At 50.1% G+C, this 19,168-nt stretch carries 17 protein-coding genes; 13 read left to right on the top strand and 4 right to left on the bottom strand.

Going from position 1 to position 19,168, the window contains the following annotated elements; translation table 11 throughout:
- The first annotated feature begins 51 nt into the window (after positions 1-51).
- Together pyrC and C2M17_RS08845 are read left to right on the top strand one after the other, a co-directional pair.
- Positions 52-1,095: a dihydroorotase gene (pyrC, locus tag C2M17_RS08850; RefSeq protein WP_105200454.1), complete on the top strand. Its 1,044-nt coding sequence runs from the start codon at positions 52-54 to the stop codon at positions 1,093-1,095.
- Between the two features lie 230 nt (positions 1,096-1,325).
- Positions 1,326-2,165, top strand: coding sequence for an isopenicillin N synthase family dioxygenase (locus C2M17_RS08845; RefSeq protein WP_105200453.1), 840 nt, complete (start codon positions 1,326-1,328; stop codon positions 2,163-2,165).
- A 68-nt stretch (positions 2,166-2,233) separates the two neighbouring features.
- On the opposite strand, the gene C2M17_RS08840 is transcribed toward C2M17_RS08845, so the two are convergent.
- Together C2M17_RS08840 and C2M17_RS08835 are read right to left on the bottom strand one after the other, a co-directional pair.
- The gene (locus C2M17_RS08840; protein ID WP_105200452.1) at positions 2,234-2,995 is read right to left on the bottom strand and encodes a DUF3307 domain-containing protein; all 762 of its coding nucleotides are present in this window, start codon (positions 2,993-2,995) and stop codon (positions 2,234-2,236) included.
- Positions 2,988-3,611 (bottom strand): hypothetical protein, encoded by a 624-nt coding sequence (locus C2M17_RS08835; protein ID WP_105200451.1) that lies wholly within the window; start codon positions 3,609-3,611, stop codon positions 2,988-2,990. Before C2M17_RS08835 ends, C2M17_RS08840 begins: the two co-directional genes overlap by 8 nt.
- Before the next feature lie 346 nt (positions 3,612-3,957).
- On the opposite strand from C2M17_RS08835, the gene nagK reads away from it, so the two are divergent.
- From nagK to C2M17_RS08785, 10 genes are all read left to right on the top strand, one after another.
- Entirely contained in the window at positions 3,958-4,854 is an 897-nt protein-coding gene (nagK, locus tag C2M17_RS08830; RefSeq protein WP_105200450.1) for an N-acetylglucosamine kinase, read from the top strand.
- Positions 4,855-4,903: 49 nt separating this feature from the next.
- Positions 4,904-6,025 carry an N-acetylglucosamine-6-phosphate deacetylase gene (gene nagA, locus C2M17_RS08825; RefSeq protein ID WP_105200449.1) on the top strand — a complete coding sequence of 374 codons (1,122 nt, stop codon included), beginning with the start codon at positions 4,904-4,906 and terminating at the stop codon, positions 6,023-6,025.
- 88 nt (positions 6,026-6,113) lie between these two features.
- Positions 6,114-7,250 (top strand): transmembrane glucosamine N-acetyltransferase NagX, encoded by a 1,137-nt coding sequence (gene nagX / locus C2M17_RS08820; RefSeq protein ID WP_105200448.1) that lies wholly within the window; start codon positions 6,114-6,116, stop codon positions 7,248-7,250.
- A gap of 228 nt (positions 7,251-7,478) precedes the next feature.
- Positions 7,479-8,273 (top strand): glucosamine-6-phosphate deaminase, encoded by a 795-nt coding sequence (gene nagB, locus C2M17_RS08815; protein WP_105200840.1) that lies wholly within the window; start codon positions 7,479-7,481, stop codon positions 8,271-8,273.
- Between the two features lie 105 nt (positions 8,274-8,378).
- Positions 8,379-9,299: an NAD(+) diphosphatase gene (nudC, locus tag C2M17_RS08810; protein ID WP_105200447.1), complete on the top strand. Its 921-nt coding sequence runs from the start codon at positions 8,379-8,381 to the stop codon at positions 9,297-9,299.
- A complete protein-coding gene (locus C2M17_RS08805; protein ID WP_105200446.1) occupies positions 9,296-10,474 on the top strand; it encodes a cystathionine beta-lyase in 1,179 nt (392 codons plus the stop codon). The genes nudC and C2M17_RS08805 overlap by 4 nt, the downstream gene beginning before the upstream one ends.
- 109 nt (positions 10,475-10,583) lie before the next feature.
- On the top strand, positions 10,584-11,393 hold the full coding sequence (locus tag C2M17_RS08800) for an ABC transporter permease subunit (protein ID WP_105200445.1): 810 nt from the start codon (positions 10,584-10,586) through the stop codon (positions 11,391-11,393).
- Complete coding sequence (locus tag C2M17_RS08795) at positions 11,390-12,301, top strand: ABC transporter ATP-binding protein (protein WP_105200444.1); 912 nt, start codon at positions 11,390-11,392, stop codon at positions 12,299-12,301. The genes C2M17_RS08800 and C2M17_RS08795 overlap by 4 nt, the downstream gene beginning before the upstream one ends.
- Position 12,302: 1 nt before the next feature.
- Positions 12,303-12,677 carry a PH domain-containing protein gene (locus C2M17_RS08790; protein ID WP_105200443.1) on the top strand — a complete coding sequence of 125 codons (375 nt, stop codon included), beginning with the start codon at positions 12,303-12,305 and terminating at the stop codon, positions 12,675-12,677.
- A 125-nt stretch (positions 12,678-12,802) separates the two neighbouring features.
- Positions 12,803-13,594 (top strand): putative porin, encoded by a 792-nt coding sequence (locus C2M17_RS08785; RefSeq protein WP_105200442.1) that lies wholly within the window; start codon positions 12,803-12,805, stop codon positions 13,592-13,594.
- A gap of 72 nt (positions 13,595-13,666) precedes the next feature.
- Here the strand turns inward: C2M17_RS08785 and C2M17_RS08780 are convergent, their stop codons facing one another.
- Positions 13,667-15,514, bottom strand: a complete 1,848-nt coding sequence (locus tag C2M17_RS08780) for a M2 family metallopeptidase (RefSeq protein WP_105200441.1) — start codon at positions 15,512-15,514, stop codon at positions 13,667-13,669.
- A 163-nt stretch (positions 15,515-15,677) separates the two neighbouring features.
- On the opposite strand from C2M17_RS08780, the gene C2M17_RS08775 reads away from it, so the two are divergent.
- Positions 15,678-17,954 carry an acyl-CoA dehydrogenase gene (locus tag C2M17_RS08775; protein ID WP_105200440.1) on the top strand — a complete coding sequence of 759 codons (2,277 nt, stop codon included), beginning with the start codon at positions 15,678-15,680 and terminating at the stop codon, positions 17,952-17,954.
- A 149-nt stretch (positions 17,955-18,103) separates the two neighbouring features.
- Here the strand turns inward: C2M17_RS08775 and cysK are convergent, their stop codons facing one another.
- Positions 18,104-19,072: a cysteine synthase A gene (gene cysK / locus C2M17_RS08770; protein ID WP_105200439.1), complete on the bottom strand. Its 969-nt coding sequence runs from the start codon at positions 19,070-19,072 to the stop codon at positions 18,104-18,106.
- Between the last annotated feature and the right edge of the window lie 96 nt (positions 19,073-19,168).

Below are 19,168 nucleotides of genomic sequence, written 5' to 3'. Positions count from 1 at the left end.
TTCACAGCCTTCCCTCATAAGATCACACTAAATTTCTAGTGGATAAGCGCAATGACACATACCCCGCAACGTATTACCCTCACTCGTCCTGATGATTGGCACATTCACCTTCGTGATGGCGAGCAACTAAAAGACACGGTAAGAGACGCCAGCCGCTATATCGGCCGCGCCATCATCATGCCTAATTTGGTGCCACCGGCGACCTGTACCGACACGGCGCTAGCTTATCGTGATCGCATTATGGCTGCGGGGCCAAAGGCGCATTTTGAACCCCTGATGGTGCTGTATCTCACGGATAACACCACGGCTGATGAAATTCGCAAAGCCAAGGCATCGGGTAAAATCGTTGCTGCCAAGCTGTATCCAGCCGGTGCGACCACCAACTCGGACTCAGGTGTGACCGATATCGAAAACATCTACCCTGTGCTTGAAGCCATGCAGGAAGTAGGCATGCTGTTGTTGGTTCACGGTGAGGTGACCGATTCAAGTATCGATATTTTCGACCGTGAAAAGGTCTTTATCGAAACCAAACTGAAGAAGGTAGTGAAGGACTTCCCTGAGCTTAAAGTGGTGTTAGAGCACATCACTACCAAGGATGCGGTTGAGTTTGTAAGCTCGGCCTCGGCCAATGTGGCGGCGACCATTACCGCGCATCACCTGCTTTATAACCGCAACCATATGCTTGCCGGTGGCATTCGTCCGCATTATTACTGCTTGCCTATCCTTAAGCGTAATACCCATCAGGAAGCCCTGATCGAAGCCGCCACCAGTGGTAACAGCAAGTTCTTCCTAGGTACCGATTCGGCGCCACACCTTAAGGACAAAAAAGAAGCGGCTTGTGGTTGTGCTGGTGCATACACGGCGCACGCGCCACTTGAGCTATATGCTGAAGCCTTTGAACAGGCCGGTGCCCTGGACAAGCTTGAAGCCTTTGCCAGCCACTTCGGTCCTGATTTCTACGGCATTGCCCGCAATACCGATACAGTGACCCTGGTACGTGAGCCGTGGCAAGTGCCGCAAAGCTACCCGCTGGGAGAAGACAAGGTCATTCCTATTTGTGCCGGTGAAATGCTGAACTGGCAGGTAAAGGACTAAGCTTCAGATTACTCTTAGAAAAAGCCCGATTTGTTATCGGGTTTTTTTATGCCTGTAAGGATTAGCCGCCAAGATGGATGATGGGGTGTTGATCTGCCGCAAGCAAGTTGCAGAGCCCTGCCTTTAGCGGACAATTGTCCTTATGATCTAAAGTGGCTTTGACTAAGCTCTGGCGCTAAAATGAAGCACAGTCAGTGCTTCTCGCGCTATAACAAACAGGTGAAATAACCATGCACTTACCGACAGTGGACTATCAATCGCCGAACGCGCCAGCCGAATTTGTCGAATCGCTTCGCAATACCGGTTTTGGGGTGTTAACCAACCATCCGATCCCACAATCGCTGGTGGAGTCAATTTATCAGGATTGGCAGGCTTTTTTTAACTCAGAGCAAAAGCATGAGTTTCTTTTTGATAAACAAACTCAGGACGGTTATTTCCCACCCGAGATAAGTGAAGTGGCCAAAGGCTGCAAGGTTAAAGACATCAAAGAATACTACCATGTCTATCCTAAGGGCCGGGTACCTGAGCAGCTGGAAGAGAAAATTCGTGAGTATTATCGCTTGGCCAATGAGTTTGCCAGCGAATTACTGAGCTGGGTGCAGGCCCATGCGCCGGCTGATGTGCAGGCTAAGTTCTCCATTGACCTTAAAGACATGATCAAGAATTCGGAGCAAACCTTACTGCGTATTTTGCACTATCCACCGATGACGGGCGATGAAGAGCCGGGCGCCATTCGTGCCGCCGCTCATGGCGATATCAACCTGCTGACCGTGCTGCCTGCGGCGAACGAGCCGGGGTTACAGGTGCAAACCAAAGAGGGTGGCTGGCTGGATGTTCCAAGCGACTTTGGTAATCTGATCATCAATATCGGCGATATGCTGCAAGAGGCATCTGGTGGTTACTTCCCATCGACTATTCACAGGGTAATTAACCCAACGGGTAAGGCTTCGACCAAGTCGCGTATCTCGTTACCCCTGTTTTTGCACCCACGCCCAGATGTGGTGCTGTCTGAGCGTTACACCGCCGACAGCTATTTGCAGGAGCGTTTACGCGAACTCGGCGTAAAATAACGCCCATAGAGTGACCACAAAAAAAAGCCCGTTAAAAACGGGCTTTTTTGTTTTGGCATTTATAATGCTTAGCTTATCAGTAAGGCACGGGCCGCCAGGCCGATACCGAGCGTGATCACCACGCTTAAGAGGGTGCCTAACATCACATACTCGGTAAGTTGTTTATCCTTGGCATTGGTTAAATCGCCAAAGCGAAAGACCGACTTGGCTGCAAGCACAAATCCCACCCCGGCTAATTCATCGATTATGATAAAGGTCAGCATAAGCAGGCGCTCTAACAGGCCGATGCTGTGCCCGGCCTGTGGCAGCGTTGTTCTCTTATCAGCAGCGATGCTGGCGGGCAGGTGCCAGCGCTCCAGCAGCATACGAATGGCCACGGAACTGGGGTTAAGCACTAATAAATAGGCGAGCAACAGCACATAAGTATTACTGTGCATCAGCTGAGCGTTAAACCACTGGCCGAGTGTATCGGCATCCGTTAAATAGCAGCTTAGCGCCACAAGAATAAGAATATGCGCGCCTTGGTCGACAATAAAGGGCACAAAGCCACGGCTGCTGTAGGATTTGGCAACATCAATCAGCCAGTGGCTGGTCATAATAAGTGCGGTGGCCGCCACCACAGGGAGCCAATCACCGAGGCCGTAATAGCACTCCCAGGCCCATAATAAGGAGCCGCTCAGAGCTCCGTGCACCAAGGTATGCAATACCAACTTAGGGGATTTAAAATGGTGTTTATTGCGCTGGTGAACCCAACTTAAGGGTTGTAAAAAAAAGTCGGCGACCACATGGGCCAACAACAGCCCAAGCAGCAGGGCGATTTGCTCATTCATGTGTGTACTCCTTGGCGGCGACCGCTAGAAATTCATCGAGCAAATGATATTGCCCGGCATTGAGTAATTTGGTGACATTGGCTCGTGAGCTGCCCAGCTGAGCAGCAATAGCGGCATGATCCTTGTTTTCCAGCCAGTGATACCAGTACAGGGCCTGGGCCTGCTTTTGACTGGTGTGGTTAATTAGATGGTCAAGGAAGCGGATGTTTAAGGCAAAGCTGGCGCTCAAGGGGCTTTGATAGAGGCTTAGACTCAGGCGCTTGTTTTTAATCGTATCCAGTCCCTTACCGGAGAGCATCAGGGCGGCGCCGGTGGCGGTTTTTACATCCTGGCGATAGTTATCAATTGGCCCTATAGCTTCGCTAACACGGGCATCAAGGGCATGGCTGCGCAAATAAAGACGTAACATCAGGGTCGCCTGTAAAGGGACAGGGGCCTTGCCAAGAATGCATTGAAAAGCATCGCCGCGGTAAATGTTGAAGTGCCCATCAAAGCGTTCGCACAGGGCGCGCAAGCCTTGCTCCAAGGTATAAAGCAGACCGTCGTATTGTGCGCCTGCCTGCTCGCTGGAGCCGACAATATCGCCGCTCAGTACTGTGTAATTGGCCGTGGACATAGATCTCCGTGTATTTTGGTTACTTAATTGAAAGTAACTGAAAATGGTTACATCTTTATTTGTAACTAAATATAGTTACTCCCCCTTAAAAGTACAAGCTTTGCTTTTTCTTGCCAGGAATGCCTGTATTTTTGGTGTATTTAGCCAGGTGCTTAAAATTAGCAAACCATAACGATATCAGATAGCTATACCGCAAATGGGGTTTTTGTTGATAAATTCTAAAAAAATTAATGACAACGCTGTCATTAATTGGGTAACATAATTTCAACATGAAAGAGCAGGTGTTTTGAGGCAAGGTGCGTAAAGCGTTTTTGCCCGGATTGAATTAAGGTATAGAGGTCTGGTAATGAGGGTAGACGCGGCAACGCAGGAGCAGCTATTTATTGGTATCGACGGCGGGGGAACCAAATGCCGGGCGACCATTTATAGCCCCACGCATGGAGTCTTGGGCACTGGCCTTGGCGGGCCCGCCAACCCCTTGCATGGTCTGGAGCGCACCTTGGAGTCGATCATGATGTCGACCCAACAGGCGTTGCGCGATGCCTCTATGAATTTGCACAGCGTTCATGAGCTGGTGGCCGGTTTAGGCCTGGCCGGGGTTAATTTGCCAAGCTTGTATGAACAGATCAGTGGTTGGCAGCACCCCTTTAAAAAAATGTACCTGACCACGGATTTGCACACCGCCTGTATTGGTGCCCATGAAGGGCAGGATGGGGCGGTTATCATCACGGGCACTGGCTCCTGTGGGTATGTCACCGTTCAGGGCAAGAGCAAAAGCTATGGTGGTCATGGTTTTGCTCAAGGCGATAAGGGCAGTGGCGCCTGGCTCGGTCTTGAAGCATTAAAGGCAGTGTTGCTCGATTTGGATGGTTTAGGGCCCCATACCCAGCTTACGGCTATGTTTACCTTACACTTTAATACGCAATCGGCGATGGTGATTGCCGAACAAATGGCAGGCCAACCCTCAAGTAGTTATGCTAAATTGGCACGTATGGTCCTGGATGCGGCGCAACAGGGCGATCCTTTGGCCACCGAGATAGTTAAAGATGGTGCCCGATATATCAGCATGATGGCCAAGCGCTTGTTGGCACTTGAGCCGCCGCGTTTATCCATGATTGGCGGCCTGGCAGAGCCCCTGCAGCCGTGGCTGGATGCGGATATTGCCGCGCGTGTCGCAACGCCCAAACAGCCGCCGGAATTAGGGGCGGTTTACTTTGCGCAACAATCGTTGGCACAGGAATAAATCGGCGCAAGAATAAATTGGCACCACAGACTCTAAGGTTATAAATAAAATGAATACAGCCTTCCATGCTCAGCGCTTATTTGATGGTGAACGTTTTTTAACAGACGTCTATTTTCAGGTGCGTGCGGGAAAATTGCATTTCCTGACATCGCCACAAGATCAGGCCACTCGACTTGAGGGCTTAGTGGTACCTGGGTTTATCGATGTTCAGGTCAATGGCGGTGGCGGTGCGTTTTTTAATGCCGAGCCCAACCTTGCCTGTCTCAAGAAGATGGTGCATGCCCATGGTCAATTTGGCACCACGGCCATGATGCCGACCCTGATCACAGATGATATTAAGGTGATGGGCGCTGCGGCCGACGCCATTGCTCAGGCTATCAGCGCTCAGGTGCCGGGTATTGCCGGCGTTCATTTCGAAGGGCCGCATCTGAGTTTGCCCAAAAAAGGCACTCACAGTGAGCAGTTTATTCGTCCTATCAGCGCCGCAGAAATGGCCATTTACGAGCGCGATGATCTGGGTCTGAAAATGCTCACCCTGGCGCCGGAGCATGTCAGTGTCGCCGACATCAAGCGTCTGGTGGCCTTGGGTGTTAAAGTCTCCCTTGGCCATACCAATGCGGATTATGCCACCACCATGGCGGCTCTCGATGCCGGCGCCGATGGCTTCACTCATTTATTTAATGCCATGTCACCTTTTACCTCCCGAGAGCCCGGTGTGGTGGGTGCAGCCCTTTGGCATGACAACAGCTGGTGTGGATTGATAGTGGATGGTCATCATCTGCATCCTGACTCCGCCAAGCTGGCCATTCGTACCAAGCAGCGCGGCAAAATCATGCTGGTGACAGATGCTATGCCGCCGGTTGGCACAGACGCCACCGAGTTTGATTTCTTCGATGGTCGTAAGGTGTACCGCACCGGCGATCGTTTGAATTCCAGTACCGGAGAGCTGTCGGGCAGTGTGCTCGATATGGCCAGTGCCGTGCGCAATACGGTCAATACCCTGGATATTAGCCTTGGCGAAGCGCTACGAATGGCCTCGCTTTATCCGGCGCACTATTTGGGCTTACAGAATACTAAGGGGCGTCTGCTGGAAGACTTTGATGCCGACTTTGTGGTGCTTGACCAGCAACTGCAGGCACAGGCAACCTACCTGGGTGGGCACTTGCTTTAAGGTTAATCCCTGGAGACCCCGCAGGCAGTAACGCGGGGCTTTTTATTGTGCCCAGCCAGAAATGCGAGCGGGCAACTAGTGAGAGAATATGACAACAACTGACACGGTTAAAAAGAAGCAACGCCTGGCCTCTTTGGATGCCTTACGCGGCTTCGACATGTTTTGGATCCTTGGCGGTCAAGGCATATTTGCCGCACTTTTGGTGTTAACGGGTTGGCAGGGCTGGAAAGCATTTGAGGCCCAGACAGTGCACTCACCCTGGCATGGCTTCACCTTTTATGATTTGATTTTTCCGCTCTTTATATTCTTATCGGGCGTAGCCATGGGCTTAAGCCCTAAACGCATCGACCATTTACATCTTAAGGAACGACTGCCTTATTACCAAAAGGCGCTGAAACGACTGGTTATTTTATCAGCCTTTGGGGTGCTCTATAACCATGGCTGGGGCACCGGCATACCTATGGCGCTGGATGAAATTCGCTACGCCAGTGTGCTTGGCCGCATTGCTATTGCCTGGTTTATTGCCGCCATGCTGGTCTGGCACACCTCGATGCGCACTCAGGTGATGGTGCTGGTTGGCATCTTAGTGGGTTATTGGCTTTGGCTTTGTTTTATTCCCGTGCCCGGTGGCCTTGCCGGTGACCTAAGTGCCGAGGGCAGTTGGAACGCCTGGATTGATCAGCGCCTGTTACCGGGCATTAGTTATCAGAATAGGCCGGTTGATCCTGAGGGGATATTGTCGAATATTCCCGCCGTGGCCAACGCCATGATGGGAGTCTTTGCCGGGCGTCTGATAGCTCAGGCACAGGAGCGCGGGCAGTGGCGAATAGCCGCTATTTTATTCGGCAGCGGGCTTGTTAGCCTAGTATTAGGCTGGTTATGGGACGGAATTTTTCCCGTTAACAAAGAGCTTTGGACCAGCTCCTTTGTGCTGGTGACCGTGGGCTGGAGTGCCATGCTGCTGGCGGTATTCTACGCCTTGGTTGATGTCCTGGGTCTTCAACGGTGGGCTTATCCCTTTGTGATTATCGGCGCCAATTCCATCATTATTTACCTGGCCTCAAGCCTGGTGAGCTGGAGCCATATATCGAAAAGTCTGTTCGGCGGCGTGATACGTGCCGTGCCCGAGCCCTGGCAGCCCTTGGTCGGTGTAATAGCGCTGCTGGGCGTACAGTTGCTGGTGCTACACTGGATGTATAGGCGCAAGATCTTTGTCAGTGTCTAGGCTTTTATCCGGCGTAGGTAACAGCGAACAAAGCTAAATCAAAAATCCATGCCTGTTTCGTCGCTTTGGCTTTACAAGGGGAAATGAAAAAGGTAAAAATGACAACGTTGTCATAATGGTGTGGCCTAATAACCATCCCTATTAGGTGCTGATCTATGGTCATGGGCCAATTGCACGGAGCGCTTGACCATAGATCCCATTTTTTTCAACTTTAACAACGAGCTAGACATGCAAATTGTGATTCTAAAAGACGCGGCGGCGGTTGCTCACTATGGCAGTGAGTTGTTTGCGGCGCAGTTAAACAAACAGCCTGCCTCGGTATTGGGTTTAGCGACCGGTTCAACGCCGTTGGCCTTGTATCAAAACCTTATCAAGCTAAACCAGCAAGGGGACATAAGCTTTGCTCAGGCGCAAAGTTTTAACCTCGATGAATACCTGGGCTTGCCCGGTGAACATCCGCAAAGTTACCGCTACTTTATGAATCAGCAGCTGTTTAATCATATTGATATAGATATTAACAACACCCATGTGCCGCCAGGCAATGCGGACGATCCCATTGAGGCCTGCGAGCAGTACGAGCGGCAAATAGCCGAGGCAGGTGGGATTGATTTGCAACTACTTGGCATAGGTCGCAACGGCCATATTGGTTTTAATGAACCCTCGTCCGGCTTGACCTCGCGTACCCGGGTAAAAACCCTGACTAAAGCAACCATTGCCGATAATGCGCGCTTCTTTGCCGAAGGCGAATACCAGCCGCATTTATCCATCACTATGGGCATAGGCACCATATTGGATGCCAAGAAGGTGGTGCTATTGGCAACAGGAGAGAGTAAGGCTGCGGCCATTGCCGCCACGGTCGAAGGGCCACTCAGTGCCGCTTGCCCGGCATCGGCGCTGCAAATGCACCAAAACGCCGTGCTGGTGATAGATGAGGCTGCGGCAAGTCAATTGGCAGATGTAAATTTCTACAAACATATTGAAGCCGAAAACCAAAAGCTGTTAAAGCGCCTTGGCAAAAGATAACTTCTTCATTAGCTAGATTAAAATGAGCTTTTATTGTCGCTGTCGGGGGCGCGCAAATATGCTAGGGTAGGGGCATTCGATTTTTTGGCCCGTGTTTAGATTTAGATGTTGCAATACTCCCAGTTGCCCCTCGACCGTCACTCCAGTGACCGCAAAGACCCAAATTGGCTTATTAACAAGCGCCAAGGTGGGCGTTATGTGCTTATCAATAACGACCATAATTTGTTTATCGCAGACTCACCCATCGCCGCTTTTGTCGATTACCAAGCCGTAAAAGAGTTTGATGTGGATAATGCCATCTATCTGGGCGAGCATGAGCAGCAGCATTATTTTGCCCTGGATGTAAGCGTGCCTCTGGCCGAAGAGAAGCAGTTCGCCGGCTATGAATTCGTTGATATCCGCAAATACGGGCCTGTGGTTGATGCTCATGATGCGGCCATTTTAGTGCTGGCCCGAGGTCTGTGCCACTGGCATAAAACGCATAAGTTTTGTGGTCGCTGTGGCACCCAAAACTTTATTGCAGAAGCCGGTCATGCGCGTAAATGCAGCAACAAAGACTGCCGTCATTTAACCTTCCCAAGAACCGATCCTGCGGTGATCATGCTGGTTCATTATCCCTTTAGCGATGGCGTTGAACGCTGTTTACTGGGCCGTCAGGCGAGTTGGCCCCAAGGTGTTTACTCAACCTTGGCCGGATTTGTAGACCCGGGCGAAACCTTAGAGGCTGCAGTGGCTCGTGAGGTGATGGAAGAGGCTGGAGTGGCTGTTGAAAATCCCAGGTATATCGCCTCTCAGCCTTGGCCTTTTCCAAGCTCTCTAATGCTAGGTTATATGGCTAAGGCAAAAAGCACAGATATATTTATCGACCAGGATGAAATAAGTGAGGCGAGATGGTTTTCCCGCCAGGAGCTGCGCGATTTTGGTAACTGGGGGGATGAGGGCGAGCATTTCAAATTGCCCCGTAAAGACTCCATTTCACGATTTTTAATCGACTCTTGGATAGCACAGAATGAGGACCAGGAATGAAAAAAGAAACGCAGCTGATCGCCGCCGGGCGCAGTAAAAAGTACACTCAGGGGGTTGTGAACCCAGTATTGCAGCGGGCATCCACCGTGGTATTCGACAGCGTGGCCGAATTTAAAGAAGCGGCTAAAAATCGCGGTAATCGCGCCTTATTTTACGGTCGTCGCGGCACTAATACTCACTTTGCCCTGCAAGAAGCCATTGCCGAGCTTGAAGGCGGCGCTGGTTGTGCCTTGTACCCAAGCGGCGCAGCGGCCATCGCCAATACCCTGCTGTCATTTGTGAAGGCCGGGGATCATATCCTGATGATGGATACCGCTTACGAGCCGACTCGTGATTTTTGCAACAAGGTACTGAGCGGATTGGGCGTAAACACCACCTATTACGATCCCATGATAGGCGCAGGCATAAGCGAGCTAATTCAAGACAACACCCGAGTGCTGTTTATGGAATCTCCCGGCTCCATCACCATGGAGGTGCAGGACGTACCGGCCCTGGTTAAGGTGGCCAAAGATCATGGTTTAATCACCATGCTCGATAATACATACGGCAATGGCCTGCAGTTTCGTCCCTTAGATCACGGTGTTGATATCAGCATCCAGGCGGCAACCAAATATATCGTCGGCCACAGCGATGTGATGATGGGTGTCAGCGTTGCTAACGAGCACTATTGGCCAACCTTGCGCGAGCAATCCTACCTGCTTGGTCAGTGTTGCAGCGCCGATGATGCTTATATGGCACTGCGTGGCCTGCGCACCATGGCGGTACGTTTGGCGCAGCATGAGCAGGCGGCGTTAGAAGTAGCGAACTGGTTAAGTACGCACCCGCTGGTCGACCATGTGCGTCATCCTGCATTATCAACGTGCCCGGGACATGAGCACTTTAAGCGCGATTTTCACGGCAGCAATGGGTTGTTCTCCGTGGTGATGAAAGAGGGCAATCAGGCGGCGCTGGATGCCTTGGTTGAGGCCTTGCATCACTTTAAAATGGGCTTTTCCTGGGGTGGCTATGAGAGCCTGATCACCACAGGCCTTACCATGGCACCGCTGCGCAGCGTCACCGGATGGGCGCATGGGCCAATTATTCGTCTGCATATTGGTTTAGAGAATGTTGATGACTTGATTGACGACCTGAGTCAGGGCCTGGATGTGTACGCCAAGGTTTGTGCTCAGGCTTAGTGTCCATAAGCCGTAGACTTTACTGAAACATCTTTTTACAAGCGCTCATACTTTTGAGCGCTTTTTTCATTTATAGTGGTAAGCAACTAATAATAATAAGGATAACGCAATGGACCCTGTGCGTATCGGCAAGCTTATGCAGTTTGAGCTAGCGCGGCATTTTTTAACTAAGAAAGCCTGGCTGGCACTGTTGGCCTTTGCCCTAGTGTGGCTGATGATTTACCGCTATGGCGTGTATGAAGCGGTGAATATTCTTGCTCAACCGGAGTTTGAGCAGTTTATTTTAGCCGTGTTTGGCAACCTGGGTCTGCAAAGCCTGTTGCATTGGCCCGATGCCGAGATGGCGGTGTATTGCCTAATCGCCATGCTCACCTTTCCACCCTTTATCATTTACTTGTGCAGCGATCAGTTTGTCAGCGATCGCGAGCGCGGCACTCTGCGTTTTATTGCTTTGCGCGCCACACGTTTGGAAATTGTACTGGGACGTTTTTTCGGTCATGCCTTAAGTACCGCATTCTTGATTGCCATTAGCCTGTGCGGGGCGCTTATTTTGGTGGCGCTGCGCGATATCAGTATTCTTCCACAAGCGCTTTGGCATGCCCTGCAGTTTGAACTCTTGCTGCTGGTTAATTTACTGCCCTTTATTGCTCTTATGTCTCTACTTAATACCGTGGCGCGCTCATCGCGAATGGCACTGATTTACGTGATCTTGCTCTACACCCTGGGCTTGCTGATCTTATCCATACTGCAGGTGAAACTGGGTGTGCCCGAGGCGCTGGATTATTTGTTCCCCGGTGAGCCGCTCGACCAGATTGCGACCTTACGCCCGCCCTTAATGAGCGCGGTGTTGTGGCCGCTGGTGCAAACGGGGCTCTTCCTAGGGCTTGGCTTTTATAAATTTCAGCGAGGCAGTCTATGAGTTTGTTAATAGAAGCCAAGGGCGTCAGCCATTTCTTCGGTGCCAAGCAAGCGCTGCAAGACGTGAATATCGAATTGACTGCGGGTAAGCCCATTGCCCTGGTCGGCCCTAACGGTGCCGGTAAGACCACCTTATTCAGTTTAATCTGCGGCTACTTGCAACCGAGCCGGGGTGAGTTGCGCGTGCTTGGTCATAAGCCGGGCAGTGCTGCCTTGTTTGGTCAGCTTGCGGCCTTGCCCCAAGATGCCTTGCTAAGCCCGGATTTCAGCGTTGGTGAACAGTTAAATCTGTTCGCGCGATTGCAAGGATTTAGCCGCGCCGAGGCGCGAAGCGAATGTGAGCGGGTATTGGAGCTGGTGAGTCTGCCCGAGACTTTAAATAACCGTCCCAATGAGCTGTCACACGGCATGAAAAAACGTATCTGCATAGCGCAGGCGCTGATCGGCTCGCCTAAACTGGTGATGTTGGATGAGGCCACCGCGGGGCTTGATCCGGTCAATGCCAGGGCTATTCGTGAGCTGGTGAGTATGCACAGCGACCACACCACCTTTGTGCTCAGCTCCCATGATTTATCCGAGCTAGAACGCTTATGCGATCGCGTTTTATATTTACGCCAGGGGCAATTGGCAACCCACGAACTTAATCAAGGTGGCACGCAGCTGAGGTATCTTACCCTGCAACTGCGAGAGCAAGATGCGCAGGTGGTAGAGCGACTAAAAACCCTTGAACGGGTGATTGAGGTGAGTAATAGTCAAAGTAATGAATTTGTGATCGGCTACGAACATCAGGTCGATTCTGAGGCCATGGACATTCAGGTGCTAAGATTATGTCATCAACAAGGGTGGCAGTATCGTGCGCTGGTTAATGGTCACACTCTAGAAAATCAACTTTTTGCAACAGGAGCCTAATATGGGACTTTTAAGCGGACTAATGGGTAATGCCAGTGAAGTGGACGGTGAGGAGCTGGAAACCCTGCTCGAAGAAATTCTTGCCCCGGGAGAGAATCTGGAAAAAGCGTACAAGGTGATCCGCGATTTATTCTTGTTTACCAACAAGCGCTTAATCTTGGTGGACAAACAAGGTATGACAGGGTCAAAAATGGAAGTGTTGAGCATTCCTTACGGCAAAATTACTAAATTCAGTAAAGAAAGCGCCGGTCACTTCGATATGGATGCGGAGCTGAAAATCTGGATTGGCTCGGATAAGGAGCCGTTGACGAAAAACTTCAAGGCTGGCGACAACATTAATGAGGTTTATCGAATATTGTCACGCTATGCTTTGTAAGAATTTGTACCCATACCTAACAATCCCTAACATTTAATTAAAACAATCAAATGGTTAGTTAAGTTATAATTCAGTTCAGCGGCGCTAGAGTGGCGCTGCTTTATTTAGATATAGGGAAATCTATTATGAAAAAACTAACTGTTGCCATCGCATCTGTACTTTTCTCAGGCGCTGCATTCGCCCAGTCTTATCAGTCGATCACCGACCTTGAATACGTTAACTTCGACTCTGATGACTTTGTTTCTTTAAGCTCTAAGTACTATTTCGCGCCTAAGCAAGTACTTGGCCCGTTGGATCAGTTTGAATACATCAACAAAACCACCAATGTATACGGCGGTCTTGCTGATAGTGACTTCGCCACTAGCTACAATGTAGGCGGTGAGTACTTCTACAACAGCTTTGTATTTGGCGCGTCATATAACACAACAGACTACGATGATTTCGGTGACATCGATGGTTATACACTAAGCCTAGGTTACCTGGTAAACGACAACTTGTTGTTCAAAGTTGAACGTGAAGATTATGAACAGGCAAGCGACGTTTTCTACTTTTCAGGTCAATACAATCACGCGCTAAACGCCACCGATTACATCGGTTTCACTGCAAAAATTGATGACGGATTCGATCATCGTGAAGTAAGTGCAAAATACTTTAAAGACCTGCAGCACGGTAACTACCTAACGGTTGAAGGGACATTTATCGATATTGAAGATGGAGACAGCTACTGGCAACTTGGCTCTAGCTACTACTTCAGCAAAGCAACTTCGGCATTCGTTGAGTTTGATGAAGAAGACAACTACGGTTTTGGTGCTAAGCACTTCTTCACTACTAACTTTGCTGTGACTGCTGGTTATGGTAACAACTGGGATGACTCAGGCCTAGATCAGTACTACCTAAAAGCCACGGCGCAGTTCTAATCTGCTTCGCTTTAGGAATAAAAAAAGCCGCGATTATCGCGGCTTTTTTGTTTTCAACCTTTGGTTAGAAAATTACCAGCCGCACTGACGGCCTTTGTTTTGCTCATCAAGGTAAGCTTGAAGCGGGGCAAAGTAATCCAGGATGGCGGTGGCATCCATTTCTTCTTTACCCGTCACGCTGGCCAGGGCTTCTTGCCATGGGCGGCTTGAACCCATCTCTAGCATGGCGTTAAGCTTTTCACCGGCTTCTTTCGAGTTGTATACCGAACAGCGATGAATCGCTTCTTCGTTTCCGGCGATTTCACACAGGCTACGGTGGAAGTCGAACTGCAGAATATGCGCTAGGAAATAACGCGTGTATGGCGTATTGCCTGGTACATGGTATTTCGCACCGGGATCAAAGTCGGCTTCAGAGCGGGCGATAGGCGCTTGTACACCTTGATACTTCTCACGCAGATCCCACCAGGCTTGGTTATAGTTCTCAGGAGTAATTTCACCTGAGAATACCTGCCAGCGCCATTGGTCAACGAGCAGACCGAAAGGAATAAAGGCTACTTTATCCAATGCCATCTTCATCAGCAGGCCGATGTCTTTTGACTCATCCGGCACTTCATCAAGTAGGCCGATTTCTTTTAGGTAAGCCGGAGTCACAGACAGGGCTATGGTGTCGCCAATGGCCTCATGGAAACCATCGTTGGCGCTTTCCTGATAATAAAGCGGCTGCGTGTTGTAGGCTCGCTGGTAGAAGTTGTGGCCCAGTTCGTGGTGAATAACAGAGAACTCTTCACCGGTGCGCTGGATACACATCTTAATACGCAGATCGTCCTTGCTGTCGATGTTCCAGGCCGAGGCATGACATTGCACATCACGGTCCTGAGGCTTAGTGAACAAGGAGCGCTCGTAGAAGGTTTGTGGTAGCGGTGCAAAGCCCATAGAAGTGAAGAACTTCTCAGCGCCTTTGACCATCTTGATCTCGTCATAGTTATGCTTGGCGAGCAGTTCGGTAACATCATAACCAGGATCGGCATTTTCCGGGGCGACCACGTCATAAATGTTACCCCAGGTTTGCGCCCACATATTACCTAGCAGGTGAGCCGGGATAGGTTGATCTTGCGGTACCTTGTCTTCGCCGTATTTTTCGCCCAATTTGGCGCGCACATGGCAGTGCAGTGAATCATAAAGCGGTTTTACCTGACCCCAGATGCGATCCAGCTCTTTGGCGAAGTCATCGGCTGGCATATCGTATTTGCTGCGCCACATGGCGCCGGTGTCGGCATAACCCAACTCCTGTGCACCTTCATTGGTAAGTGCTACTTGCTGCTCGTAAAGCGGGCGCATGGGTTTAGACACCTGGCGCCAGCCCTGCCATAAGTCCAGCAGTTCGTTGTAATCACGGCTGGTGGCCATGGTGGCGGTCATCTCGCCCAGGCTTAAACAGGTACCGTCTTCTTTACAATATTTACCTTTACCGTATAAACCGCCTAACTCGGCAACCAACTGAGAAAGTTTGGCTGTTTTCTCGGCATCCTGAGGTGCAGGCAGAGTTAAAGCAAGCTTAAGCTTGTCGAGCTTACGACGGGCATCATAATCAAGTTCCAAGCTGTCAAACTTAGCCGCTTCGTTGGCAAGACGCACCACGGTTTCGGTCATCTTGCGGTTTACTTCGGCAGAAAGCTCGGCGGTATCATGAGTAATAAAGTTGGCGTAAATCCACTCGGCACGGCTTGACTCAAGATATAGGGCGGCTAGGTCTTGCTCGGTTTTATCTAAGAAACGCTGAGCATCGGCAACACTCACCTGGGTTTTAGCAACACCTTGTTGTTTTGTTTCTGCGGTGTTGGCATCCGAGCAGGCAGTTAGGCCGAGCGCCGCGCAGACAACCAAGGCGCTTAGGCTTGGTTTAAATGGCAAATTGGTCATGAAGATTCCTCTTGTTGTTAGACCCGGGTTAAATATCCCGGTTAAAGCAGCAGAATAATAGCAGTGCGCTGCGAATTGGTACAATGCAGATGTCGCAAATGATTGTAAATCTTGATAGTTCGTCCATACTGAGGGCTAAGATCGAGTATCAAGGAACAAAGCAATGAGTTGGTTATTTATCCTTATTTTGGTCGCCATTATTGTGGTGTTTGGGGTGCGTGATATTCGCATGAATATTATTACCCGGCCGTTGTTTAAATGGTTTAAAAATGCATTGCCGCCGCTGTCGCAAACCGAGCGTGATGCTATGGAAGCGGGGGATATCTGGTGGGATGGCGAGCTTTTTCGCGGCAATCCCAACTGGCATACTCTACATCAATACGCAACCACCATATTAAGCAGCGAAGAGCGTGAGTTTATCGACAATCAGGTGGCTACCTTGTGCAGCATGCTTGATGATGAAGAGATCACCCGGAATCAGGATTTAAGCGAGCCCGTGTGGCAATACCTTAAAGACCAAGGCTTTTTTGCTTTGATCATTCCTAAAGAGCACGGTGGTCATGAATTTTCGGCCTTAGCAAACTCCACCATAGTGGCGAAAATTGCCACTAAGAGCTTAAGTGCGGCGGTAACCGTGATGGTGCCCAATAGTTTGGGCCCGGCTGAGTTGTTATTGCACTATGGTACCTTAGAGCAGCAAAACCTCTGGCTTCCTAAGCTGGCCAAGGGCGAAGAATTGCCTTGCTTTGCCTTAACCGCACCGGATGCAGGCTCCGATGCCGGCGCCATCCCGGATACGGGCATCGTTTGTAAGGGCGAATACCAGGGTGAGGAAGTACTGGGTTTAAGACTCAACTGGTCAAAACGCTATATAACTCTGGCGCCTAAAGCCACGGTGCTTGGCCTGGCATTTAAGATGTTCGACCCAGATGGCCTATTGGGGCACACCAAGAATATCGGTATCACCTGCGCCCTGATCCCCACGGATCACCCCGGGGTGAATACGGGTATGCGTCATAAGCCCATGAATATGGGGTTCCTTAACGGCACCACCACGGGTGAAGATGTATTTATTCCCCTTGACTGGATTATCGGTGGTGAAGTGCAGGCCGGTAATGGCTGGCGTATGCTGGTCGAGTGTCTATCAGCGGGGCGGGGCATTTCCTTACCCGCGCTTAGTACCGCAACCGGACATTTAAGTGCCCGCACCAGTGGTGCCTATGCGGCGCTGCGCCAACAATTTGGTGTGGCCATTGGCGAGTTTGAAGGCGTACAGGAAGCCCTTGCGCGTATCGGTGGCTTAACCTATCAGCTTGAGGCCACCCGGGTGCTAACTGCCACGGCCATAGATCAAAAACTGAGCCCAGCTGTGATCACCGCTATCGCCAAATACCATATGACGGAAATGGGTCGCCAGGTGATCAATGATGCCTTGGATATTCATGCCGGCAAGGGCATTCAAATGGGACCCTCGAATTATTTGGCACACTGCTATATGGGCACGCCAGTTTCGATCACAGTTGAGGGCGCGAATATTCTCACGCGTAACCTGATGATTTTCGGTCAGGGTGCCATTCGCTGTCACCCTTATGTGCTCGATGAAATGGCGGCCGCCGCACATGAGGATGGCGAAAAAGGGGTGAAGGAATTTGATCCTCTCTTGTGTCAGCATATCCTCTATAGCGCGAACAATGGCGCCATGGCCTTTGTGCACGCCTTGACTTGTAGCTACTTTGCCCGTACCCCCGTAGGTGGTGCCACAGCACATTACTATCGTTATCTTGGCCGTTTCTCTAGAGCCTTGGCGTTTTGTTCTGACATCGCCATGCTGCGCTTTGGTGGCGAGCTTAAGCGCAAAGAAATGCTTTCGGCCCGTTTGGGTGATGTATTAAGTCACCTTTATCTTGCTTCTGCTGTGCTGAAGCGTTTTGAAGACGAAGGGCATCAGCATGCTGACCTGCCTTTTGTGCAATATTCGGTAGAACGTAACCTGTATCTGTGCGCCAAGGCCTTTGACGAGTTCATCACTAATGTTGGTGGCTTAGCGCTACGTAGCCTGTTACGTCTGGTGGTGTTCCCCTTAGGCAATCACTTTAAGATGCCAAAAGACGAGGTTGCTAGAGCCGTGGCCAAGCACATGACTCAAATAGGTGTAGTGCGCGAGCGCTTAACCCACTTGTGCGTGGTTGATGAAAAAAATGGCACTGGCGTGCTCGAAGCGGCACTCGAAGCCCAGCATCAAGCTGCATCTGCTTACAAATTACTGAATAAACTTAAACGCGACAAAGAGATCCGCGGGTTAACTCTGGCCGAGCTTATTGAGGATGCAAAAGAAAAAGAGAAGATCACCGAGGAGCAATATAATTTGTTATCCAAGGCTGAGGAATTAAGGCAAAAAGTGATAGCCGTCGATGTTTTTGACGCCGATGAGTTTGCCTAGCCAAGTTCAATAACTACTAAAAAGGGCCACTAGGCCCTTTTTTAATGTCCGGCTCAGATTTAGCCGCTGTAGGATATTAGCCCGAATCACAAGCAAAGAAAAAGGCGCCTGAGCGCCTTTTAATTACGAATAAAGAATCAGAAACTGAGTTATTGTACTAACTCTTGGTCGCTAAATTCATCGGCAAACAGGGCACTAGATAGATAACGCTCAGCTGAGCTAGGTAGGATAACCACAATGTTTTTACCTGCGTTTTCAGGACGCTCGGCGATGCGCTTGGCAGCTACCACGGCAGCACCAGATGAAATACCCGCAAGGATACCTTCACGTTTCATCAGCTCATGGGCCATCTCCATGGATTCTTCATTACTGACAAGTTCAACGCCATCAAGCAATTCTAAATCCAGGTTGCCAGGAATAAAGCCGGCACCTATGCCCTGAATTTTATGGGGGCCAGGTTTTACCTCTTCACCGGCCATGGTTTGGCTGATCACTGGTGAGTCGCTTGGCTCAACGGCGATAGACTTAACATCCACGCCTTTTTCCTGCTTCAAGTAGCGGCTCACACCTGTGATGGTGCCGCCTGTGCCAACACCGGCAACAAAGAAATCAATCTTGCCATCTAGGGCATCATAGATTTCCGGGCCTGTGGTTTCGAAGTGAATCTTAGGGTTAGCTGGGTTTTCAAACTGTTGCAATAAAATATATTTTTCAGGGTTACTATCGCGAATTTCTTTGGCTTTCTCGATAGCGCCTTTCATGCCTTTGGCGCCGTCGGTAAGTACCAGGTTTGCACCTAATGCCTTCAACAGCTTACGACGCTCTAAGCTCATGGTGTTGGGCATGGTCAGGGTTAGCTTATAGCCACGAGATGCAGCAACAAAGGCCAGGGCGATACCTGTATTACCTGATGTCGGCTCGATCAATTCTTTGCCTTCGGTTAATTCGCCAGATTTTTCGGCTTCCCAAATCATTGACGCACCGATGCGGCATTTAACACTAAAGCTCGGGTTGCGAGCTTCGATTTTGGCGTAAACATTACCAGAGGTGACGCGGTTAAGTTTGACTAACGGGGTGTTTCCAATTGAAAGCGAATTATCTTCGTAAATCTTTGACATATTCAGTACCTAGCTAAATGTGACCGTATATTCGGTAATGCCTTCACTTTACTATTTGAAGCGCAAAACTAAAGGAAAGATTGGCTATATGATATA

It is taken from the genome of Pseudoalteromonas sp. T1lg10, from assembly GCF_002964545.1.
GTDB lineage: Bacteria > Pseudomonadota > Gammaproteobacteria > Enterobacterales > Alteromonadaceae > Pseudoalteromonas.
This window is presented reverse-complemented; position numbering and strand designations above follow the sequence as displayed.